A 21,666-nucleotide genomic window follows, 5' to 3' on the forward strand; every position below is an offset into this window, starting at 1 on the left:
TCCGTCAGCGCGCGTGCCGATCTGACGATAGACCGGGAAATCGCTTCCTTGCTTGCGGCAATCGAGCAGGAAAGGGTTCCTGACCGGCTGACCAAACTTGCGGTCGACTTGCAGCGTGCGCTTGTCGAAAGGCGCTTGCGCGAGACCAGTAACTAACGTGACGTGTATTAGAGCAATTCCAGGAAAAGTGTGAAACGGTTTTCCGTCCGGAATTGCGTCAAAACAAAAGGATAGAGCGGTTCGGCGTTTCCTTGAAACGATGAACCGCTCTATCGGCGCCTCTCGGCTTCGAAGTCCAGTTGTCCTTCTGACAGATAGCTGCGCCTTTCCATCAGGGTTTGCGAGGAACTTTCGCCAAGGTATTCCAGCACGCCGGCGCGTGCCCTGTTGAGCCGGCTCTTCACGGTTCCCACCGCGCAACCGCATATTTCGGCCGTTTCCTCATAGCTGACGCCCAGCACGCCTATCAGCATCAGAACTTCGCGCTGGTGCTCGGGAAGGCTCTGGATGGCCTGGTGGACTTCCTTGCCCTGTACGGACCATTCCTGCGTCGCTTCCGAGATCGGCCGCAGCGAAGCGCAGTCGAGCAGGCCGGGCGCTTCCCTCACCGCGGCCCTGACACGCGTGTAGTAGGTGTTGCGCATGATGGTGAAGAGCCATGACTTCATGCGCGTTCCAGCCTCGAACTTGTCGATGTTGGCCAGGCCCTTGGTCAGCGTCTCCTGGACCAGGTCGTCGGCATCATCGGGTGTGCGGCAGAAGGTACGGGCGAAAGCCCTCAAAGCGGGAATGAGGTCGACGATGGAAACTTCTTCGGTTTCGCGAGTCGCCAAGGCGTAGGCTGTGGGTGGCAATGGTCCAGCTCCCGTCCAGAATGAGTTCGTGAGCGCAGACCAGTTAAATGCATTGGGCGAAAGATCGTTCCGGTTGGCGAAAATCACCCGGCTCCAGAAACCGGAGAGGATTTGGCCGAGCAATCCCAGCCGACGGCGGTATTTTTGACGGAACAACCACCGGTATCGCGGAGTTCAAAATCAAGGTCGTCCGATAATTCGGGCGCCGCCTTTTGGCGCGTCGAAATGCGATCTCGCAGCGAGCCTTGGCCGCGACCTCAAGGACGGCCCGCCACCTCAATAGACAGGAGGAGTCCATGACAGGAAACAAGCACGCCAAAGGCAAAACGCCGGCCGATAGCGATCTTGCCAACGATCCCGGCATCGGCAGTTCCAAGGGCACGATCAAGGAGGGCGACCGGCTCGATCAGGGCAACAACACGTTCGAAGGCGATGTCGAGAACGACACCACGCCGCAAGGCGGTATCAATCCCCGGCAAAAGATGCGGACCAACAAGTGACGCCAGGACCGGCTGCGCACGATCGAAAAAACCCGCTGCAACCCGTGCAGCAATCCCGCGTTAAAGAGCATGGGCCTCGTGTCCGCCCCGGGCGTTGATGCGACAGGCTCTTTCGCGGAGACACAGATGACAAAAAGATCGTTTGGCCGCCCCGTTCCAATTCTCGTCGGCCTTGGTTTCCCTCGCTATGTCGAAAACATCTGGCAGGCCTATGACGTCTTAAATGAATGGCCGAGCCGCGGTCCGGCGCACAAGGCGGCGTTCGACGCCTGTCGCGCCGGGTTGGCCGATGAGGTCGATGCCGAGACGGTGCGCGCTGCGTTCGACACATTCGCGCGCAAGGCGGGCATTCTGGCCTACGATATCGCAGCCGAAACACCAGCACGCGCCACAACACCTGCGAAGGCCCACGATGTTTGGCTGAAGCGCCCATCGGACGGCCCTGTAGACCCTGGAGACACCCATCTTACTTGAAGCGGCCAGCTTGCTTGAACCGGGAGGAATAAGGTGCTGAGAATAGAGTTCGATACTCCTGTTTGCATCTATTTCGGCAAGCCTGGGCGATCGCGATTGGTCAGTTCCGTTTTCGAAGCAGCATATTGCCTGAAAAGCGAGAAATGGCCGGCGCGCAATGCCCCGCTGGCGCTGGCCGCCGCTGATGTATTGAGTCGCGCCCGGACCGGTGAAATCGCAGCCGCCAAAGCGCTGCAAGCATTTGTCGACGCCGCTTGGGAGGCGAACATTCTTGTCGAAGGCGAGCCGCATGACGCGCGTGGCCTGACAGCCTTCATGTCGGACAGCGGGTGAACCGGCAGGCTGCCTCCCCGCAGTTCCGTCCAAAGCCCCGTTTATTGCGAATGGTTGGCGTCGGCCGCCTTTTTCTCGCGCTGCTGCCTGAGGATTTCGTCGGTTCCGACCAGCTTCTTCGATCCGCCGGAGATCGTGGTGGAGACGACGGCCGGCGGATCGCTCGCAGGGAAGGAATCTTCCAGGCCTGCCTGCAACTGGTCTTCCAGCGTTTGCGGCTCTTCAGAGCGGCCGGGGGTCCTTCGGGTATCTACGTTCTCCAGCGGCTGTGTCATATCCGGTGAAGACTTGACGTCTCGAATCCAGCCATAGAGCTGTTCGATGGCAAATTCCTTCATTGCATCGAAATCGGCTTTGTCGTCACGCGATGCCTCGATTTGATCCACCATCGTCTTCTCGAAACGTTCAAGGCTATCGCTTCCGCAGGCCCGGCATAGACGCACCAACGCCTCTCGCAATATGAGCGGCGCAAAATGCGCCGTCGCCTCAAGCCTGAGCTGCTGCAAACGCTCCGGGGTGGCGGCTTGGAAGTTCGACATGTTCGACCTCTCGCCTTGTGGAGCATGTCAACGAAAATTGTCGACGGATGTTCCATCGGCGGCGGCCGCTGCATAGCTCGACCTCAGCGGTGCGCGCCACCACCGACTGCCATGCGGATACCGAGGCCGACAACGAAGCATCTGTGTCGGGATGACCATCCCGGCCGCCGCTATCTGGAACCCATGCGGCTACTTCGGCCCGGATTCGCCAGACGCCTTCGCGCCGTCCTTCAACCGGCCGGCATCTCGCATCATCTTGAGCGCTTCGTCCCTCGTCAGGCCGCACCTGCGGGCAAAAAAATCGATCTCATAGGCCAACTCGGCCGACAGGTCGTGTTTGGCATGCATTCTTCGCTTGTGTTTGCGTGCACCCATTCAGGCTCGGTCCCGGATACGTTAATCCTCCCGAACTCACATCGGACCAGCCGGTTCCCACTGCCTGACCAATCTGCTTCCGCAGGTTTTCTCACGCGCCGTTCGGCCGGCTGACCCTGTCCTTGAGTTCGTTCAGGAATGCGAGCAGCGCGTCCTCAGGATCGTCGGCCTCTTCGGTCAGCATATCGATGCCCCAGTGGCCGAGAACAGCCTCCTGGACGATGCTCGGCTGCGACATGAAGATGAAGGATTTCGGGCGGCTCTTCTCGTAGCCGGAGCGGCGCCAGGTCTGCCAAAGCCGATGCAATAGCAGGCGGATATTCATGTCGGACATGCTGTAGCCGATGAACAGGATGGTGCGCCCCAGCGCGTCGGCGCGAAACTTCACGTCGAGCGGCGAATCGAACGACAGCCGGTCGAAATAGTCGGTCTCCGCCAGGACCAGCGACTTGTCGTCGTCGAAATCGCCGTGGAATTTGATGATCTGCGTCACCTCGCCGGTCGTCTTGGGCAAGTCCTTTGCATTCGCCACCTTCACAAAAGGCCGGTCATGTATCTCGAAGGCAACCTCGAGGTTGCGATCATAATTGGTGGTGTAGATGATCGGAAAATCGAGCGATACGATCAGCTTGTGGATTGCCGAGCGCTGCACTTCTTCCCGCGAGACGCTCCATTCACGATCCATCCAGCTGCGCAAAGGGCCGAGGCTCCCCTGCTTCAGCCGGTAATATTCAGCAAGGGCCTGATAGCTGGCCTCCGGTGCGCCGATCATGTCCTCGTCGAGACCGAGCTCGTTTTGCATGTGCTCGATGAGCTTTTGCCAAGACGGCAAGCCGACGCTCATCGACACCCCGGCTCCAACGAACAAGATCGCTCGTCGCTCTTTCACCGATTGAGCCAGTTGCTCGACTGCGGACAGCATTCGACACAACTGCGATAGGCGCCGCTCCGTTCCAGCCGAGCCCGGACCGCTGCCGGAATAGATTTATTCCGACTTGAGTGCGGACACTCAGATCGGCTGTCCCGAGCGCCCAGCCGCCGGCTTTTGGCCAACAGAACCCGACATTTATTTCGTTGCATTTGGCACTTCCGCGCCGCTCACGCGTTGGAGAGTGTTCAACAAACACGGCGCAGCTGCAGCTACTGGAGCTCTGCGCCAACGTCGGCAACTCGACAGCAAATGAGGCAAGCGCGACTGGTGGCGGCGAAAAATAGGGTGCCTGGCAAAAGGGGAAAGAGGCCAATGGCTGCGAGGCTGGGATGGACGCTGCTGGCAGGCTTCGCGCTGATCGCCGCGGCGGTTGCTCAGCCCGAATCAGGCCCTGCGATAAACCCGCCGGCCGCAGCTGCGCCGCCCGACGACGGCCAGTGGGCGATGCCGGCGAAAAACTACGCTTCGACCCGCTACAGCGAACTTGCGGAGATCACCGAAGACAACGTCAAAAACCTGCAGGTGGCCTTCACCTTCTCGACCGGCGTCAACAAGGGTCAGGAGGCAGCGCCCTTGGTCGTCGGCAACACGATGTACATCGTGACACCGTTTCCCAACATTCTCTACGCGCTTGACCTTACCAAGCCTGGCGCGCCGATGAAGTGGAAGTTCGAGCCCAATCCCGAACGTGCGGCGCAGGGCGTTGCCTGTTGCGACGTGGTCAACCGCGGTGCAGCCTTCTTCGACGGGCGCATCTATTTCAACACGCTCGACGGCCATGCCATCGCCGTGGATGCGGCCACCGGCAAACCGGTCTGGAACACCCATATCGGCAACATCAACATCGGCGAGACCATCACCATGGCGCCGCTGGTGGTGAAGGGCAAGGTGCTGGTCGGCAATTCCGGCGGCGAAATGGGCGTACGCGGCTGGATCAAGGCGCTCGACGCCGGCGACGGGCACGTCGTCTGGACGGCCTACAATACCGGCCCGGACGCCGAGGTGCTGATCGGCCCCGATTTCAAGCCCTATTACGACATGGACAAGGGCAAGGATCTCGGCGTCACGTCGTGGCCGCCCGACGCCTGGAAGATCGGCGGCGGCAATGTATGGGGCTGGATCTCCTATGACCCGGACCTAAACTTGATCTTCCATGGCACCGGAAATCCCGGTCCGTGGAATCCGGATCTGCGGCCCGGCGACAATAAATGGACCGCCGGCATCTTTGCCCGCGATCCCGACACCGGCGCAGCCAAATGGTTCTATCAATGGACCCCGCACGATTTGCACGACTACGACGGCATCAACGAACAGGTGCTGCTCGACATGACCTGGCAAGGCAAGCCCCGCAAGGTGCTGGTGCGGCCCGAACGCAACGGCTACGTCTATCTGTTGGACCGCACTACGGGCGAGGTCCTGTCGGCAGTGCCGTTCGGGCCGGTCAATTCCAGCAAGGGCGTCGACCTCAAGACCGGCCGGCTGATTGAAAATCCGGACAAGAAGACCGGCACCGGCAAGGTCGTCCGCGACATCTGCCCGACCGCGTCCGGCCTCAAGGACTGGCAGCCTTCGGCATTCTCGCCCAAGACCGGCCTGCTCTACATCCCGCACAACAATCTCTGCATGGACGAGGAAGGCGTCGAGGTGAATTACATCGCCGGCACGCCCTATGTCGGCATGAACGTGCGCATGATTCCCGGGCCGGGCGGCAATCGCGGTGCTTTCACTGCCTGGGATGTCGCCGCTGCCAAGCCGGCGTGGAGCCTGAAGGAGAATTTTCCGGTGTGGAGCGGCGCCGTCGCCACCGCCGGCAACGTCGTGTTCTACGGCACGATGGAAGGTTGGTTCAAGGCGGTCAGCGCCAGGACCGGCGAACTGCTTTGGCAGTTCAAGACGTCGTCCGGCATCATCGGCCAGCCGATCACCTATCGCGGCCCTGACGGGCACCAATATGTCGCGATTCTTTCGGGCGTCGGCGGCTGGGCCGGCGCGATCGTATCCGGCGATCTCGATCCGCGCGACGCCACCGCCGCGCTCGGCTTCGTCAACGTCATGAAGGATCTGAAGGATGTAACCACGCCGGGAGGTACGCTGTATGTGTTCCGGCTCCCTTGAGACGACCGGCCGAGTTGCGCGCGCACGGAGAAAATCTTCCCTGCGGTTTGGCGCCGCGGTCGGCGCACTGGCGGTCTCGCTTGTCGCCGCCGTTGCCGATGCGCGCGAATTGAGGATCTGCGCCGATCCCAACAACATGCCGTTCTCCAATGCCGCCAGGCAGGGCTTTGAAAACAAGATCGCCGAACTCGTCGCGACGGAGCTTGGCGCAACGGTTTCCTACACATGGTGGGCACAGCGCCGCGGCTTCGTCCGCAACACGCTGAAAGCCGGCTTGTGCGATCTGGTGCCCGGCACGCCCGCCAATCTCGAGATGCTGCGCACGACCGCGCCCTACTACCGGTCTTCCTATATGTTCGTGACACGCAAGGATGCGCCGGAAATCACGTCCTTCAACGATCCTCGCCTGCGCGATCTGCACATCGGCGTCCAGCTGATCGGCGACGACGGCGCCAACTCGCCGCCCGTCCAGGCGCTTGGCCGTCGCGGCATCGTCGGCCATCTCATCGGTTTCCCCGTCTATGGCGACTATTCGGCGCCGAACCCGCCAGCGCGCATCATTGAGGCGGTCGCGAATGGTGACATCGATATGGCCGTGGTCTGGGGACCGCTGGCCGGCTACTTCGCATCCAGGCAGAAGGTGGCGCTGCGGATCACGCCGGTTTCGCCGCGCGTGGACGGCCCGCAACTGCCGATGATCTACGACATCTCGATGGGCGTGCGCCGTGGCGACGATAAGCTGCGCAGCGAGGTGAACGCCGCCCTGACCAGACACCGCGCCGAGATCGACGCGATCCTGGCGGCCTACCAGGTGCCCCGCCTCGATCCTGTCGGAGCGCCTTGAATGAAGCGCGGTCTTCCCTTGCTGGTGTTCGCAATCCTCGGGGTTGCCGGGTGCCAGCGTGAGGAACGTGACACGCGTCCACAGTCGGCGCTCGGCTCGGGCGACCAACCGGCAGCCGTGACGGCCCTCGCGCAGGGCGGCCAACGGTCGGCCTCGTCCGACACCAAGGCCGGCGTGTTCGAGGCCAACGCCTTCCACCTCAGCGAGGGCAAGCGTCTGTTCAACTGGTTCAACTGTTCCGGCTGCCATGCCAATGGCGGTGGCGGCATGGGGCCGGCCCTCATGGACCAGAAGTGGCTCTATGGCAGCTCGATCGAAAGCATCCACGCCACGATCAGGGACGGCCGGCCAAACGGCATGCCGAGCTTTCGCGACACGATCCCGGACGACCAGATCTGGGAGCTTGCTGCCTTCGTCCGGGCACTGAGCGGCAACGCACCGTCCTCCGCCGCGCCCGGCCGCGACGACGACATGATGCCCCATCCATCCGAAAATCGCCTGCCGGATGCCGCGACGCTGGGGAAGTCGCCGTGAACCGCCTCGTCTGTAGGGTATGCTGGTGCACGGCCTGCATCCTGCTCCTCGCAGGATGCAGCGGCTGGCAATCCGCGCTCGACCCAAAGGGCCCGGCCGCGAGCGAGCTCGCATGGCTGATCTGGTTCTTCACGGCACTCTGCACGGTGGTCTGGCTTCTGGTGATGGCCGTGCTGATCGTGCCATTGGCCCGGCGCCCGGCGCCAGTCGGCGATCCGCTTGTCCTCGACGCTGCCGCCGAGCGCAGCAAGATGCGAATTGTCGTCGCCGCACTGGCCGCGACCGCCCTGATCCTGGTCGGCCTGACGCTGCTGAGCTACCTGGCTAACCGGACGCTCGCCGCCATCGGCTCGGATGCGGCGCTGACGATCCGGGTGACCGGGCATCAATGGTGGTGGGAGGTGCGCTATGAAACCGATCAGCCGAACCGCATCCTGACGACCGCCAATGAAATCCACATCCCGGCGGGCGAGCCGGTGCGGCTTATAGTGACCTCGACCGACGTCATCCATTCCTTCTGGGTGCCGAACCTCTCGGGCAAGCTGGACCTCATTCCAGGCCACGAGAACGTTCTCGATCTGAAGGCGGACAAGCCCGGCGTCTATCGCGGCCAGTGCGCCGAGTTCTGCGGCGCGCAGCATGCCAATATGAGCACCTTCATCATCGCCGAACCCCGGCCCGTCTTCGATGCTTGGCTGAACGATCAGCTGCGACCGGCGGCCGCCCCCGTGTCGGCCGAGGCCAAAACCGGCCACGACCTGTTCCTCAAACGGCCATGCGTGATGTGCCACAAAATCGGCGGCACCATCGCCGGCGGCACGGTCGCCCCCAACCTCACCCATATCGCAAGCCGGCAAACGCTCGCTGCCGGCACGCTGACAATGAGCCGCGGCAATCTCGCAGCCTGGATAGCCAATCCGCAGGGGATCAAGCCAGGCGCCCACATGCCCGTGGTGCGACTGGACGGGGATGAACTGAATGCGATCGTCGCCTATCTCGAGGGCCTGAAATGAGCAGCGCCGACGTGGCCCGTGAGCGTCGGCTCGCCGGCGAGCGCGCAGCGGCCGGCAAAGGAGACCTGGCCCCCGAGCGCGACGGTCCTCGCGATACCGGCCTCGACGACGCCAGCCTTGACCGCTGGCTGGCGCGGACATGGCAGACGGCGCCGGGCATCATCGGCGCGCTCTCGAGCGTCGACCACAAGATTGTCGCACGGCGCTACCTGATCACCGCTTTCGCCTTCCTGTGCCTCGGTGGCCTCAGCGCCGTTGCCATGCGCATCCAACTGTCGGGGCCGGAGCGCGGGCTGATCGGGCCCGACCGCTACAACCAGCTGTTCACCATGCATGGCGTGACCATGATGTTCCTGTTTGCAGTGCCGATCGTTCAGGCGACCGGCATCTACCTCGTGCCGCTGATGGTCGGCACCCGCAACATCGCCTTTCCGCGCCTCAATGCATTCAGCTTCTGGATTTATCTCTCCGGTGGCCTCTTCGCCTGGGTGTCGTTTGCACTCGACATGGCGCCCGACGTCGGCTGGTTCTCCTACGTGCCGCTGTCCGGTCCTGAATTCGGGCCAGGCAAGCGTTCCGATGTGTGGGCGCAGATGATCACCTACACCGAAGTGTCATCGCTGGCGGTCGCGGTCGCCACCATCGTCACCGTGCTGAAGCAACGCGCGCCGGGCATGTCACTGGACAGGATTCCGCTCTACGTCTGGGCGATGCTGGTCACCTCCTTCGTGGTCGTGTTCGCGATGCCGGCGGTCATGATCACGTCGACGTTCCTGATCCTCGACCGGCTGGTCGGCACCCATATCTTCAATCCCGCCGAGGGCGGCGACGTATTGCTGTTCCAGCACCTGTTCTGGTTTTTCGGCCATCCCGAAGTCTACATAATATTCCTCCCGGCTACCGGCATGGTGTCCTCGATCATCGCCGCTTTCGCGCGGCGGCCGGTATTCGGCTATCTGGGCATGGTACTGGCCTTGATTGCGGTCGGCTTCCTATCGTTCGGCCTATGGGTTCACCACATGTTCGCAACCGGCCTGCCCAAGCTCGGCGCGAGCTTCTTCACCGCCTCAAGCATGCTGATTGCCATCCCAAACGGGCTGCAGATCTTCAGCTGGCTGGCGACATTGTGGGACGGACGCCCGATAATCAGGACGCCGCTGCTTTTCGTGTTCGGCTTCTTCTTCACGTTCGTCGCGGGCGGCCTGACTGGGGTGATGCTGGCGTCGGTGCCATTGGACCTGCAAGTACACGACACCTATTTCGTGGTCGCGCACTTCCACTACGTGCTGATCGGCGGGTCGGTATTCCCGCTGCTGGGCGCGACCTATTTCTGGTTCCCCAAGATCACCGGCCGGATGATGAGCGAACGTCTCGGACGCTGGCACTTCTGGCTTGCTTTCATAGGCTTCAATGCGGCGTTCTTTCCGATGCACATTGTCGGCCTGTGGGGCATGCCGCGCCGGATCTACACCTACCCGGTGGAGCTCGGCTGGGGCAACATCAACCTGTTCATCACAGCCGGCGCGGTCGTCCTGTTCCTAAGCTTCGTTCTGTTCACCATAAACCTGGTGTACAGCGCCTCAAGGGGGGCCCCGGCCGGGGACAATCCCTGGAATGCGGGCACTCTGGAATGGGCGACGACGTCTCCACCACCGAGCTATAATTTCGCCCGGATTCCGGTGGTTACCGACGCCGAGCCGCTCTGGGCCGAACGTGACACGCTGCCTGTCGCGACCGGGCTTCGCGTCGACGCGCGCGAACTTCTCATTTCGACCGTGGCAGAGGCGCATCCCGACGTGCGCGAGAAGTCGGCGACGCCGTCGATCTGGCCATTGTTCGCCGCGCTCGCCGTCGGCGCCACCTTTCTCTATTCGATCTTCAGCCCGTGGGCGGTGGTCTGGGGAGCCGGGCCGATCGCCATCACCTTGATCGGCTGGTTCTGGCCGAAAGGCGATCCGGAGGACGAGGAATGAAACAACGTCCTGTCGCCGATCTTTCCAAACTCCCGACCTTCGGGATCGGACCGCGCAGCCCGACCTGGTGGGGTACTCTCGCCTTCATGGCGCTGGAGGGCACTGGCTTCGCGCTCGCCGCAGGCACCTATCTTTACCTCGCCTATCTGTCGCCCAAATGGCCATTGGGCGTGCCGCCGCCCAACCACTGGCCGGGCACCATCGTCACACTGTTGCTGCTCGCCAGCGTGGTGCCCAATCACATACTGAACCGCTACGCCGAAGCCTGTGCCATGGTGCCCGTGCGCATTGGCCTGATCGTCATGTCGCTGCTCGGTATCGCGCCGCTTGTCGTGCGGTGGTTCGAATTTCCGGCCCTCAACATTTATTGGGATACCAACGCGTACGGCTCAATGCTGTGGGTCCTGCTCGGCCTTCACACCACACACCTGATCACCGACGTCGGCGACACGCTGGTGCTGACGGTCCTGATGTTCACGCGCCATGGCTATAGCGGCCGGCGTTTCGGGGACGTTGGCGACAACGTCTTCTACTGGGATTTCGTGGTCGCGACCTGGATCCCGATCTATCTGTTGATCTACTGGATGCCGAGGCTCGACTGAGATGCGTGCGCTTCGCTTGGGCACATCATGGGGCGGGCTGTTGTCCGGGCCTTTGGCCTGGGCGGTGTCGACGCAGCTGAATTACGCGGTCGTGGAGTGGCAGTGCGCCCACGGTATTCCCGTCATACCGGTCATTGCGCTGGTGCTGACAGTGCTGGCCTTGCTCGGCGGCGCGCTGTCGTGGCGGGCGCGCCAGCAAGGTGGCGCCGCCTTTAAGCCCGATCGTACGCGCGGCACCGAGGATTTCGTCGCCAATATCGGCATTCTCAGCGCGGTGCTGTTTGCGCTGGTAATCGTCATGCAAGGCGCCGCCTCGCTCATTCTTGACGGCTGCCTGCGATGAGCTTCGACGCGCTCTTCTCGACCTCGATCTGCTACGGTGCCGGCGCCCCGCAGGCCGGCTGGACGCTGGCGTTGCCGATCACGCTGCCGCTAACCGTAGTCGCACTGCTTTACGCGGCAGGCGCCTTTCGGCTGTGGCGGCGGAGTGCCCGCAGCCGGCCGTTGCGGCTGCGGCAAGCCCTGCTGTTTGCGACCGGCTGGGCCATTTTGGCAGCGGCACTGGTCAGTCCGCTCCATGCATTGGGTGAGCGCGTCTTCACCGCCCACATGATCGAGCACGAGCTGTTGATGGCGGTGGCGGCACCCCTGCTGGTCTCCTCCCGTCCGGCGGCGGCGATGATGTGGGCATTGCCGATCAAGCTGCGGCTGGCACTTGGCGCAGCCGGACAGGCGAAGGTGCTTCGAACTGTTTGGGCCGTCATCAGCCGCCCTCTAGCCGCGACCTTCCTGCACGGCGTCGCGATATGGGCGTGGCACATTCCGGTGCTGTTCGAGGCGGCGCTTGCACGGGGTGTCCTGCATTATGCGCAACATGCCAGCTTCTTCGGTACGGGGCTGCTGTTCTGGTGGGTGCTGCTGCCGCGCTCAGGCCGCGAACAAGCCTATGGCAACGCAGTCATGCACCTCTTCTTCACCTCGCTGCACACCGGCCTGCTCGGCGTGCTGCTGCTGGTCTCGCCAAGGCTGTGGTACCCGGTAAACGCCGCGGGCGCGGAATTGTGGAGCCTTAGCCCGCTCGAGGACCAGCAGCTCGCCGGCTTGGTGATGTGGGTTCCGGCCGGCCTGATTTATGGCGGAGCCGCGTTGCTGCTGGCCGGTCTGTGGATTCGCGCAAGTGGACAGAGAAGAAGGGAGACGTCGCATGCGCTCCAGGCTGTCTAAGCTGGTCATTGGTGCCGGGACGGCAATTGCCGTGCTGGCCGCAGCTTGGGCGGCGCTGACGTTGTGGCCGGAGCGCCTCATCAGGGTCGCGCATAAGACGGACAATGCCACCAGCAGCATCGGCGTGCGCGCCACATCGCGCTTCACGCCGTCCGGACCCATCCTCGGCGCCGCGGCAATTGTCGTGCTCGTTGCAGCCCTGGCCGGGATCGGGTTGTACTTCGAGCAAAGCCGTCGAGTGGAGCAGAAGGCCGACAATGCGACCGGCGGTGTTGGCGCCCGCGCCATACCCATCATGATGGCCAATGGCTGTGCTGGATGCCACACGATCACCGGCGTTCCCAGCGCGCAAGGGTTGGTCGGTCCACGCCTCGACGCCAGCTTGGCCACCCGGGTCTATATCGGCGGCGTATTGTCCAACAACCCGCGAAACATGGTCCGTTGGATACGCGCCGCAAGGGAGATCAATCCGCACACGGCAATGCCTTCGACCAGAATTTCCGAGCAGGAGGCGCGGGATATTGCGGCCTATCTCTATTCGCTGAAATGAAAGTCATCGCTCATCCCGGCAGCTGCACGCGGCTTGTCTTCACCAGTCGATGGCTGGCCGCGCGATCATCAGCCAGAAAATTCCGAGCACGGCAGCGAAGGCGGGGAAGCCGAAGGCGAACCACAGCCAGAAGAGCCGGTGATAGCGCGGCGGCAACGGCGCGCCTGCAGCGGCGGCTTGCGATGCCAGCTTGCGCATCTCCATTTGCATCCAGACGACCGGGAGCCAGAACATTCCGGTGAAGATATAGAGCGCGATCGAAAGTACGATCCAGCCCGCCGACAGCGAGTAGCCTGCCTGCCAGGCGAGCGCGGCTCCGGTCAAAGGTTGTGCGACCACGGCCGTCGCGGTGAAAAGGAAGTCGGCGACGACGACGATACGCGCCACCGCGGCAACCGTCGCGGCATTGCCGGTCCTGTGGGCGAGCAGCATGAAGAAAGCGATACCGGCGCCGGTACCAAGCAGCACGGATGCGCCGATGACATGCAGAAATTTCAGCAGGAAATAGAGCATCAACGCTCCTCCAGCACTGCCAAGGCCACAAAGTGCAGTACCAGGATCGGCAACACCTTGAGGAACGGCCCAAGCGGGTCGTTCCACAGATCGGGGCTCAGGAAGCTTCCGACGACCAGGTAGAAGAGCGAGAGCGCGATGCCGCCATAGAGGCCTTTTCGCGTCGCCGGACGCCAGGCTATGAGCGCGCCGACGACGATGTCGGCAAGAGCACCGGCTATCACGGTCGGCACCGACAAGATGCCGGCCCCCGTGCTTTGCATCAGATCGACGCCGCTGACGTAGCCGGTGGTCAGCGACACAATCCCCGTCATGATCCAGAAGACGGGCAGGACGACGAAGATCGCCGGCTTGATGAAGTACAGCCGGGAAAACCATTTTTCCTGCACCGTTGCCGGATTGAGCGCGAGGAAGCCCGCCAGGGTTTGCGGGCGTATGCCGGTCGCGGCGGTCCAGTCCGAGGGATCTCCAACCGCTCCTCGGGCGATCTCCCTGGCCGCGTTGGTGCGCATCGGTGGGCGCCAGCCGAACATCGCGGCAAGGTCGCCGAGGCGGTAGAGAGGCTTTGCAACAGCCGCCGGCAAGACAAACTTGGCTGCCGGAGCCCAACCGAGCCATCGGCGATAGCTACCGACGACCTCGTCCATGCTCAGCTGTTCGGGACCGACAAGTTCCAGCACGACGCGAGACGGACTGGCGGGATCGAGAAGGAGGACGACTGTTGAGACCACGTCGTCGAGTAGTACCACCTGGAGCCGGCCGGTGCCGGGCATGGAGGGCAGCACCGGCAGCGAGGCGAGACCCCGAAACAATGCGCTGGCCCCAAACACCGGCCGGCCGAGCACCACGGACGGGCGCAGGACCACCCAATCCAGATCAAGCGCCATAAGCGCCTGGTCGCCGGCCAGTTTCGTCGCCGAGAATGTCGAAGGCTGCGCCCGATCGACGCCTATCGCCGAGAAGTGGATCACCCGGGCAACCCCGGCCCGCGCACAGGCCAGAAAGAGTGCTGCCGCCGCATCGCGATGGACTTCGCGCGTCTTTTCACGGGGGCTGTCCTGCAGGACGCCGGCACAATTCACGACGGCGTCGATACGCCTGAGATGCGGTAGCCAGTCTTCGGGCTGCAGCGCCACCGCCATGTCCAGCACCAGCAATTGATAATTGCCGGTCCGGTTTGCGCCGGGGCTGCGGACCACTCCGATTACCTCATGCCCTTCGGAAAGAAGGCGTGCCACGACGGAGGCACCGATCAGGCCGGTGGCACCGGTAACCAGGACTTTCACTGGACCCCATTTTCCGATGGCGGGAAAGTATCGTTCATTCCGGTTTATCGCCCTCGATGCTCCCCTTCATAGCGGAAAGTTCTTCCTTCGTGCATAACAACCGCGGCTGCGCCGGATCGGAGATGTCGAGCTTGTCCCAGGGGATGCGGTACATACTGTCGCGACTGCGCAGTCGAAAGACATCGAGGACCGCAATGCCGATGGCCGAAGCGGACAGACGCTCGAAGGCCGCGTGGATGCCGACATGGTACTCGGTAATCACCAGGTCGTCGCCATCCGGTTCGGCGCGCATCTCCTCGATACGGCCGATGCTTTTGCCGCGCTGCGAAAGTACATTCCTGCCAGCCAATTGCTCGAGATTGATAGTGGCCATCATCCAGCTCCCGGAATACGCCCAATGACACGGTCGCGCAGCCAGTCCTGCCAGTCGAAAATCGCCGTTTCGCGGACGTCGATATCGAACTCGATGTCGACGCCGATGTCGCGCACCTTGTTCCAGGCGATGCGGTGCGGCTCGGCATGGCGCTTGCCGCCGAGCCTTGCCGCAAGCCGCGCCATCCAGCGGCCAGGCCGCTCGCCAAGCCGACGCGCCAGCGTGATCGAGCCGAGCTCGACCGCAACGATCTTAGGCGGCTTGCCTGGCCTGAGCTCGGCCACCAGCCCGTCAACCTTGCCGATCTTGACCTGCTCGCGGTCGACCACTTGCTTGTCCAGGATGTCGCGCAGCAACTCCATCACGTGCCTCCGAATATCTGCAAAGGAATGGTCACGATCGCGAGCACGAAACCGAGCGCGATGATGAAGATGACCGCGGCATTCGCGATCGTGCCATTGCGGTGCTCGCCGACATAACGCTCGTCATTGAGCAGGAAGAGGAACGGCACCACTGTCAACGGCAGGCTGGCGGCCGTCAGCGCCATGGAAAAGATGGTGAGCTTCAGCGGATCGAGGCCCAGCGCGATCGGAATGGCGGCGAGAAACAACGAGATCGTATAAACGGTGCTGAAACCCGGGTCGTCGCGCGGTTTCAGGTTCTCGCCCCAGGTCCAGCCAAAACCCTGCGCCACAAGATAGGCCTGCTGCAGGCCGATTTCGAGCGTGGCACCGAAGCAGGCAATGCCTAGTGAAGCAACGAACAGGACAAATCCCCAGAAACCGAAGATCGGAAGCAGCATCAGCGGCAGTTGGTGGTAGTCATCGACCTGCTCTATGCCGTGCGCGGCCAGCACGAGCGCCGCCACAATCAATACACCGATAGCGATCGTGCCGCCAAAACTCATGCCCAGGCCGGCAATGGCCCGATTGGCTCCAAGATAGCTCTTATCCCACTCGTCCTCGATCGCTCCCGACGAATAGAACATGAACAGATAGGGCGAGATCGACGCACCAAGAATGCTGACCGCCATGAACCAGTAGTTGGCCGCGTCGTGATCCGGCAGTGTTGGCACGGCCCCGGCTGCGACCTGCCCCCAATCGGGCTTCAGCATGACTGCGCCAACCACGAAGCACAGCGTGACCAGCCCGAGGATCGCGACGCCTTTTTCGATGAATCCGAACGTGCCTTTCCACAGGAACAGCCATGCCAGAAACGCGACCGGCAGCGCCCACCATTGAAAGCCGATGCCGGTGGCGAGCTCGAGCGCAATGGCAACACCGCCGATTTCGGCTGCCATGACCAGGAAGTTGACCAGCAAGGTCGCAAGCAGCGGCCACAGAAAAGCATTGAAGCCGAACCGTTCCCGGATTCCGTCGGCGATGGTGTGATGGCTGACGGCGGCGAAGCGTCCGGCCATTTCGACCAGGAAGATGATGCAGATCGTGCCCAGGAGGACGGCCCATATCAGCTGGAACCTGAACGCCGCGCCGGCCTGAGCTGCGGTCGCCATTGATCCGACCTCGAGAAAGCCGCCAACGCTGGTGACGATGCCGAGCGATATTTCGAGCAGCTTCTTCATGATTTCGGCGCGAAATATTTCGCGTAGGACGTGCTCAGATCGGCGGCAGCAGCCCGAAGATCCTGCTGCGCATGTTCCACTTCCGAGCGGTTGCCGTTCTGCACGGCCGTCGCCGCGCGCATTACCGTTGCCGAAAGCCGTCCAAGCGCCATCGTCAGACCGGCTTGCTCGCTGGGCTCAGGGGACTTGGCGGACTGGATTTGTGCACCGGCATCGGCGAGCGCCTTGCCGACCGATTGCAAAGTGCGCAACGTGTATCTCGACGGGGCTTCCCCAGCGATCCAGCTCTCCAGGACCAGCGATGCGGTCTGTGTGGCGGAAGCCGCGGTTTTCGACTGCTGCTCGACCTGGCCGGAAGGCGAGCAGGCCATCAGTACAAACATTATCAGCAGCAAGCATGGGCGGCCTGGTCGAAGACCGACGGCTGTAACGGCATTTACAATACGTGCTCGTAGCTTTGCTGCCACACGATTGTTCTCCCCGCACCAAGCGACTTCGCCGTGAAGTTTGATCTAGAGCGCTGGGTGATCACGTCAACTGAACCGCGATGAACGGCGCTGGCACCGCGGAACAAACCAGCGATCGCCGGATTAGGGGATGAGGAGGCAAAGGCCATGGACAGGGAAGAGCGTATCAGGCAGCGAGCCCATGAGATCTGGGAGCGCGAAGGCCGTCCGCAAGGACGCGAGCGCGAGCATTGGGATCAGGCCGTGCAGGAGATCGAAGCTGAGGGTTCCGAGGCCGAACGCGGCCCGGTCGTGCCCGATCCAACGGTCGAGGCCGGCGCCGATCCGGAGGCACGCGGCCGCAAGCGGCGGGGGAAGTGAGGCCCGATGCCTCGTCTCGTCGCCTGGATCGTTGTCGTACTGGTCGTACTGTTCGCCGCCTGGCTGATGATCGGGCGCGACAGGACCGGCGGCGGAGGTCAGCCCACGCCGCATGCAATTGATCAAAATGGATAGGAGCCGACATGACGGGAACCGATACTCATCCTGAACAAGACCCGGCGGAAGGATCGCGATCGGTAGTGGAAAAGCAGCTCCGCAAGGAGCAAGGCGGCAAGGGCCAAAATCGCAAAGCCGAGCCAGCTTCCGACAAATCCGGCAGCAAGACCAAGACGCCTTCGGAAGCGCGCAAGAAAGGCTCAGGCTTGGATTGAGCCGGCTGACGGCGGGCTCACGCTACTGTTTGCCTCGAAGTAATGAGGATAGCGCTCCTGGACGATTTCGAGCACCTCGAAGATGCGGCGAAGATGCGTTCGCATTGCTTCTTCCGCCGCAAGCGCGTTGGCCTGCTCGAGCGCATCGACAATCCGCCGATGCTGGCCGAGGACCACCGACATGCTGTCGAGGCGCGGAAAAGACAGGAAGCGGAAGCGGTCCATTTGCAGCTTCGCCGCGCTGATGTCGGCCCAGATTCCGGGAAACCCGGCATGGCTGGCGATGTGCTGGTGGAACAGCTCGTCCGACTTGAAGAAGCGCCTGTCGTCCGCGATGGAGGCGAATGTCTCCTGGACCGCCAGTTCGCCTTTGAGCATGGCAAGCAGTTCGGCACGGCGCGGGCTCTCGACGGCGCGCTTGGTCAGGCCGACTTCGAGCGATTCGCGCAGGAACTGCGATTTCTCGAGATCGGCGATCCGGAGCGGCGCCACCATGCTGCCACGCTGCGGATAGATGTCGATCAAGCCAAGACGGGCCAGCCGGGCGAGTGCCTCCCTGACCGGCGTGCGGCTCACGCCGAGGGCTTCCGACATCGCCTTTTCAGAAATCAGCTCGTGCGGCTTCAGGCGGAAGGTCAGGATCTGGTCGAGCAAAACCTCGAACGTCCTCGCCGCGACAGATACGCCGGGGCTTGTTTCGCCCAGCCGCCCCTCGGTGATGGTCCGCATTCCCAAAAGCCCTGCCATCGGCAATCCCCTTAAAGGCTCTGCAGTTTCAAGCCGTTCATGAAATGCCTGCGCAGCAGCAGCGCCGGCGTTATTCCTTGCGCGGAGAACCGCCGATGCGCGCCAGCAGCCCGCCATCGACGCGCACGACCTCGCCGGTGACGAAGGAGGCATCGTCAGACAGCAGGAAGGCGACGACTGCGGCAATCTCTTGCGGCTGGGCGGTACGGCCGAGCGGATGCATGTTGTCGAGGATGCGCAGGATCTCGTCGGGCTTATCGTTGAGCTTGACCGCATCCCGCAGCATCGGTGTGTCGACCGCGCCCGGAGCGACGGCATTGACGCGCACGCCGAGCGGCGCATAGTCGACGGCCATCGATTTTACTAGGCCGATCAGGCCGTGCTTGGCCGTGGCATAGGCCAGAACCCCTTCCTGGCTGGCCAGGCCCTGCACCGAACTCATATGGACGATGGCGCCGCGGCTTTCGCGCAGCAGCGGCATCGCCGCGCGCGACAGCAGGTAGGCAGCCTTGAGGTTGACGTTCATCACCTCGTCCCAAAGCGCCTCGTCCGTGGTCTCCACCGTTCCGTAACGCTGGATGCCGGCATTGTGGGAGAGCATGTCGAGCCCGCCGAACGCGGACCGGGCAAGCTCGACGGCGCGGCCGCACGCTTCGGTGTCGGCGGTTGAGCCAAGCACTGTGCGCACGGTCACGCCGCGCGCCGAAAGCTGCGCCGCGACCTCATCCAGCTGATCGCCCGCCCGGTCGAACAGGATCAGGTCGACGCCTTGCTCGGCCAGCCTTTCGGCGACAGCACGGCCGATGCCCATGGCCGCCCCGGTTACCAGTGCGCGTTTTTTGAACTCAGCCATTTATCCTCCCAAGAACAGCTCCGCAGTAACTACTATGGTAGTCGATCGGCGCCACTTGACGTGCTCTTTCCACCGAGCCGGCCCAAGCGTGTTCGGCATTATGTCGATCCTTGCATGAAAGCCAGCGTTTCGGCGCGCGTCGGTGCGCCAAGACGTCCGCCAAAGCGCAGGCATTTCAGGGCGGCGGCGGCGCTGGCCACTGCTATGGCGCGCTCTTCGTCCCAACCTTCGGCCAGACCGAGAGCGAAGGTGCCGTGAAACACGTCGCCTGCCGCCAGGGTGTCGACGGCTTCGACGCGCGGCGACGGCAGATGACGGACATCATTGCCGCCCGGGTGCCGGAACGCGGTGCCGTTCGCCCCATCGGTGACGGCCATGAAGGCGCCGATCCGTTCGCCGAGAATGGCCACGGCAGAACCGGCGGATATCTCCGGACCGCACAGGATGCGTGCCGCCGGCAGTGAAGCAACGACATGCGAGGCGAGCGGCAGCAGCCGGTCGAGCACCGGTCGCGATGCGACATCGGCGTCAAGGACCGCCGGAATGCCGTATTCACGAGCTTTCGCCAGCGCCAGGGCGGCGGCTCCGGGCCAGCGGACATCGACCAGCACGGCGTCGAAGCGGGAAAAATCCGCCGGCGGAAGACGGTCCGGATCTGCTTGCGTGACGGCATCGTAGAAGGGCACAATCATACGCTCGCCGGCGGCATCGACCAGGATCGTGGCAATGGCCGAGCGGCCACCTTCAACCCTGCGCACCAGCGAACAGTCGACCCGCTCCGCCTCCATCTGGCCGATGACATCGCGGCCGACTGCATCGTCGCCGACGCTTGCCCATAGCCAGACCTGCCCGCCCTGGCGGCTGGCCGACGCGGCGGCGCTTGCCGCCATGCCGGCCGCGATCTGCACGGCCTCGCTCGGCAGGAACTTGCCGGCGCCGGAGGGCAGGACATCGAGGCGCAAGATCGTGTCGTAGGTGAGCGCGCCGACGCAGAGCAGGCGGGGCGCCGTCATTGCAGCCGGTAGCCGCGCTGATGGGCAATCGCCGTCATCACGCCTCTCAATTCGGCAAGGCCGCGAAGCCGGCCGATCACGGGGTAGCCGGGATGGGTGTGCCGCGCAGCGTCATCGATCAGCTCGTGGCCATGATCCGGACGAAACGGCAGCAGCGCCGCCGGTTCGCCGGCGTCGCGGCGGCGTTGCTGCTCGTCGAGCAAGATCGAGACCACCGACACCACGTCGACATCGCCGCTCAGATGCTCGGATTCCATGAACGAGCCGTCCGGGTCCTTGCTGACGTTGCGCAGATGCACGAAGTTTATCTTGTGCGCAAAGCGCCTGGCGATGGCGGGCACGTCATTGGCCGGGTTGGCGCCCAGCGACCCCGTGCACAAGGTAAGGCTGCTATGGGCCGATGGCACTGCGTCCAGGATAAAGGCGATGTCGTCGGCGTTCTTGACGATGCGGCACAGGCCGACGAGATCGCGCGGCGGATCGTCCGGGTGGATCGCCAACGTGGCGCCCGCCTCTTCGGCCGCCGGCAGCACGTTTTCGAGAAAACGGACGAGGTTCTCGCGCAGCCGGTCGTGCGACAGGCTCGACTGCTCGGCCACTACTTCGCGCAATTCCGCTATGTCGTAGCGCTTGAAGGCGCCCGGCAGGCCGGCCATAATGTTGGCGAGCAGACGCTCTTTTGACGTATCCGGCGTCGTCTCGAACCATTCGCTCGCCCGCTGGAGAACATCGGACGCATAGTCGCGCTCCGATCCCTTGCGCTGCAGCATGTAGCAATCGAACGCGGCAAGCTCGTGCATGTTCATGCGGAGCGCCCGTCCGCCGCCCGGCAGCGGCGCAGCCAGGTCGGTCCGGGTCCAGTCGAGGATCAGCATGAAGTTGTAGCAGACCGTGCGCACACCGCAGGCGCCGAGATTGCGTAAGGTCTGCCTGAAATTGTCGTAGAGCCGGTCGAGATCGCCGCGGCCGAGCTTGATGTCCTCGTGCACGGGGACGCTCTCGACGACGCTCCATTTCAGGCCCATCGCCGGATCCGCCTCGATAAGCGCCTGGCGCTGCCTGATGGCGTCGATCGGCCACACTTCGCCGTAAGGGATGTCGTGCAGTGCCGTCACGATGCCGGTTGCGCCGGCCTGCCTCGCGTGGGCAAGCGTTGCCGCGTCGCTCGGACCAAACCATCGCCACGTCTGCTCCATTCGACCTCCAGCTGCGCAATTTTCCGATGACCGCTGTGTATTGGATGCTACCATGGCAGTCAATCGTGCCCGTGCCGGCGTTC

The 21,666-nt window shown here is 63.2% G+C and carries 28 protein-coding genes; 14 read left to right on the forward strand and 14 right to left on the reverse strand.

All coding sequences use genetic code 11. The annotated features are described in order from the left end of the window. Positions 1 to 269: 269 nt before the first annotated feature. Positions 270 to 833, reverse strand: coding sequence for a sigma-70 family RNA polymerase sigma factor (locus NKI19_RS09080; protein WP_352488584.1), 564 nt, complete (start codon positions 831 to 833; stop codon positions 270 to 272). Positions 834 to 1,150: 317 nt separating this feature from the next. Between NKI19_RS09080 and NKI19_RS09085 the strand changes: the two genes are divergently transcribed. The 3 genes from NKI19_RS09085 (at position 1,151) to NKI19_RS09095 (ending at position 2,161) form a co-directional block, all read left to right on the forward strand. Further along, a complete protein-coding gene (locus NKI19_RS09085; protein ID WP_352488465.1) occupies positions 1,151 to 1,354 on the forward strand; it encodes a hypothetical protein in 204 nt (67 codons plus the stop codon). A gap of 126 nt (positions 1,355 to 1,480) precedes the next feature. Further along, on the forward strand, positions 1,481 to 1,828 hold the full coding sequence (locus NKI19_RS09090) for a DUF982 domain-containing protein (RefSeq protein WP_352488464.1): 348 nt from the start codon (positions 1,481 to 1,483) through the stop codon (positions 1,826 to 1,828). 33 nt (positions 1,829 to 1,861) lie between these two features. Beyond that, positions 1,862 to 2,161, forward strand: a complete 300-nt coding sequence (locus NKI19_RS09095; protein ID WP_352488462.1) for a DUF982 domain-containing protein — start codon at positions 1,862 to 1,864, stop codon at positions 2,159 to 2,161. Between the two features lie 41 nt (positions 2,162 to 2,202). Here the strand turns inward: NKI19_RS09095 and NKI19_RS09100 are convergent, their stop codons facing one another. From NKI19_RS09100 to NKI19_RS09110, 3 genes are all read right to left on the reverse strand, one after another. Next, positions 2,203 to 2,667, reverse strand: coding sequence for a hypothetical protein (locus NKI19_RS09100; protein WP_352488461.1), 465 nt, complete (start codon positions 2,665 to 2,667; stop codon positions 2,203 to 2,205). A 222-nt stretch (positions 2,668 to 2,889) separates the two neighbouring features. Further along, positions 2,890 to 3,048, reverse strand: a complete 159-nt coding sequence (locus NKI19_RS09105) for a hypothetical protein (protein ID WP_352488460.1) — start codon at positions 3,046 to 3,048, stop codon at positions 2,890 to 2,892. Positions 3,049 to 3,166: 118 nt separating this feature from the next. Next, positions 3,167 to 3,997, reverse strand: coding sequence for an SIR2 family NAD-dependent protein deacylase (locus NKI19_RS09110; protein ID WP_352488459.1), 831 nt, complete (start codon positions 3,995 to 3,997; stop codon positions 3,167 to 3,169). 321 nt (positions 3,998 to 4,318) lie between these two features. Here NKI19_RS09110 and NKI19_RS09115 point away from each other — a divergent pair, with 321 nt between their 5' ends. From NKI19_RS09115 to NKI19_RS09155, 9 genes are read left to right on the forward strand one after another with little or no spacing between them, the layout of a single operon-like run. Then, positions 4,319 to 6,121, forward strand: coding sequence for a methanol/ethanol family PQQ-dependent dehydrogenase (locus tag NKI19_RS09115; RefSeq protein ID WP_352488457.1), 1,803 nt, complete (start codon positions 4,319 to 4,321; stop codon positions 6,119 to 6,121). Then, positions 6,102 to 6,965: a substrate-binding domain-containing protein gene (locus NKI19_RS09120; RefSeq protein ID WP_352488456.1), complete on the forward strand. Its 864-nt coding sequence runs from the start codon at positions 6,102 to 6,104 to the stop codon at positions 6,963 to 6,965. The genes NKI19_RS09115 and NKI19_RS09120 overlap by 20 nt, the downstream gene beginning before the upstream one ends. Beyond that, complete coding sequence (locus NKI19_RS09125; RefSeq protein ID WP_352488455.1) at positions 6,966 to 7,499, forward strand: c-type cytochrome; 534 nt, start codon at positions 6,966 to 6,968, stop codon at positions 7,497 to 7,499. After that, positions 7,496 to 8,512 (forward strand): cytochrome c oxidase subunit II, encoded by a 1,017-nt coding sequence (gene coxB, locus NKI19_RS09130; RefSeq protein ID WP_352488454.1) that lies wholly within the window; start codon positions 7,496 to 7,498, stop codon positions 8,510 to 8,512. The genes NKI19_RS09125 and coxB overlap by 4 nt, the downstream gene beginning before the upstream one ends. Continuing rightward, positions 8,509 to 10,485, forward strand: coding sequence for a cytochrome c oxidase subunit I (gene ctaD, locus NKI19_RS09135; protein WP_352488453.1), 1,977 nt, complete (start codon positions 8,509 to 8,511; stop codon positions 10,483 to 10,485). Before coxB ends, ctaD begins: the two co-directional genes overlap by 4 nt. After that, positions 10,482 to 11,087, forward strand: a complete 606-nt coding sequence (locus NKI19_RS09140) for a cytochrome c oxidase subunit 3 (protein WP_352488452.1) — start codon at positions 10,482 to 10,484, stop codon at positions 11,085 to 11,087. Before ctaD ends, NKI19_RS09140 begins: the two co-directional genes overlap by 4 nt. Before the next feature lies 1 nt (position 11,088). Further along, positions 11,089 to 11,430: a hypothetical protein gene (locus tag NKI19_RS09145; RefSeq protein WP_352488451.1), complete on the forward strand. Its 342-nt coding sequence runs from the start codon at positions 11,089 to 11,091 to the stop codon at positions 11,428 to 11,430. After that, positions 11,427 to 12,311 (forward strand): cytochrome c oxidase assembly protein, encoded by an 885-nt coding sequence (locus NKI19_RS09150; protein WP_352488450.1) that lies wholly within the window; start codon positions 11,427 to 11,429, stop codon positions 12,309 to 12,311. Before NKI19_RS09145 ends, NKI19_RS09150 begins: the two co-directional genes overlap by 4 nt. Then, a complete protein-coding gene (locus NKI19_RS09155) occupies positions 12,292 to 12,861 on the forward strand; it encodes a c-type cytochrome (RefSeq protein WP_352488449.1) in 570 nt (189 codons plus the stop codon). The genes NKI19_RS09150 and NKI19_RS09155 overlap by 20 nt, the downstream gene beginning before the upstream one ends. A 39-nt stretch (positions 12,862 to 12,900) precedes the next feature. On the opposite strand, the gene NKI19_RS09160 is transcribed toward NKI19_RS09155, so the two are convergent. From NKI19_RS09160 to NKI19_RS09185, 6 genes are read right to left on the reverse strand one after another with little or no spacing between them, the layout of a single operon-like run. Next, complete coding sequence (locus NKI19_RS09160; protein WP_352488448.1) at positions 12,901 to 13,374, reverse strand: DUF2269 family protein; 474 nt, start codon at positions 13,372 to 13,374, stop codon at positions 12,901 to 12,903. After that, positions 13,374 to 14,660 carry an SDR family oxidoreductase gene (locus NKI19_RS09165; protein WP_352564845.1) on the reverse strand — a complete coding sequence of 429 codons (1,287 nt, stop codon included), beginning with the start codon at positions 14,658 to 14,660 and terminating at the stop codon, positions 13,374 to 13,376. The genes NKI19_RS09160 and NKI19_RS09165 overlap by 1 nt, the downstream gene beginning before the upstream one ends. Before the next feature lie 34 nt (positions 14,661 to 14,694). Then, positions 14,695 to 15,033, reverse strand: a complete 339-nt coding sequence (locus NKI19_RS09170; RefSeq protein WP_352488445.1) for a hypothetical protein — start codon at positions 15,031 to 15,033, stop codon at positions 14,695 to 14,697. Beyond that, positions 15,033 to 15,395 (reverse strand): hypothetical protein, encoded by a 363-nt coding sequence (locus NKI19_RS09175; protein WP_352488444.1) that lies wholly within the window; start codon positions 15,393 to 15,395, stop codon positions 15,033 to 15,035. The genes NKI19_RS09170 and NKI19_RS09175 overlap by 1 nt, the downstream gene beginning before the upstream one ends. Beyond that, a complete protein-coding gene (locus tag NKI19_RS09180) occupies positions 15,395 to 16,615 on the reverse strand; it encodes an NRAMP family divalent metal transporter (RefSeq protein WP_352488443.1) in 1,221 nt (406 codons plus the stop codon). Before NKI19_RS09180 ends, NKI19_RS09175 begins: the two co-directional genes overlap by 1 nt. Then, the gene (locus tag NKI19_RS09185) at positions 16,612 to 17,010 is read right to left on the reverse strand and encodes a hypothetical protein (protein ID WP_352488442.1); all 399 of its coding nucleotides are present in this window, start codon (positions 17,008 to 17,010) and stop codon (positions 16,612 to 16,614) included. The genes NKI19_RS09180 and NKI19_RS09185 overlap by 4 nt, the downstream gene beginning before the upstream one ends. Positions 17,011 to 17,229: 219 nt before the next feature. On the opposite strand from NKI19_RS09185, the gene NKI19_RS09190 reads away from it, so the two are divergent. Together NKI19_RS09190 and NKI19_RS09195 are read left to right on the forward strand one after the other, a co-directional pair. Further along, entirely contained in the window at positions 17,230 to 17,442 is a 213-nt protein-coding gene (locus NKI19_RS09190) for a DUF2934 domain-containing protein (RefSeq protein WP_352488441.1), read from the forward strand. A gap of 143 nt (positions 17,443 to 17,585) precedes the next feature. Beyond that, complete coding sequence (locus NKI19_RS09195) at positions 17,586 to 17,774, forward strand: hypothetical protein (RefSeq protein ID WP_352708937.1); 189 nt, start codon at positions 17,586 to 17,588, stop codon at positions 17,772 to 17,774. Here NKI19_RS09195 and NKI19_RS09200 read toward each other — a convergent pair. The 4 genes from NKI19_RS09200 to uxuA all read right to left on the reverse strand — a co-directional run bounded on the left by NKI19_RS09200 (position 17,760) and on the right by uxuA (position 21,583). After that, complete coding sequence (locus NKI19_RS09200; protein ID WP_352488440.1) at positions 17,760 to 18,521, reverse strand: GntR family transcriptional regulator; 762 nt, start codon at positions 18,519 to 18,521, stop codon at positions 17,760 to 17,762. The genes NKI19_RS09195 and NKI19_RS09200 overlap by 15 nt on opposite strands. Positions 18,522 to 18,591: 70 nt before the next feature. Continuing rightward, a complete protein-coding gene (locus NKI19_RS09205) occupies positions 18,592 to 19,374 on the reverse strand; it encodes an SDR family NAD(P)-dependent oxidoreductase (RefSeq protein ID WP_352488439.1) in 783 nt (260 codons plus the stop codon). A gap of 98 nt (positions 19,375 to 19,472) precedes the next feature. Then, the gene (locus NKI19_RS09210) at positions 19,473 to 20,387 is read right to left on the reverse strand and encodes a PfkB family carbohydrate kinase (RefSeq protein ID WP_352488438.1); all 915 of its coding nucleotides are present in this window, start codon (positions 20,385 to 20,387) and stop codon (positions 19,473 to 19,475) included. Next, positions 20,384 to 21,583 carry a mannonate dehydratase gene (uxuA, locus tag NKI19_RS09215; protein ID WP_352564847.1) on the reverse strand — a complete coding sequence of 400 codons (1,200 nt, stop codon included), beginning with the start codon at positions 21,581 to 21,583 and terminating at the stop codon, positions 20,384 to 20,386. The genes NKI19_RS09210 and uxuA overlap by 4 nt, the downstream gene beginning before the upstream one ends. Positions 21,584 to 21,666: the final 83 nt, after the last annotated feature.

It is taken from the genome of Mesorhizobium sp. M0751 (assembly GCF_040320265.1).
Taxonomy (GTDB): Bacteria; Pseudomonadota; Alphaproteobacteria; order Rhizobiales; family Rhizobiaceae; genus Mesorhizobium.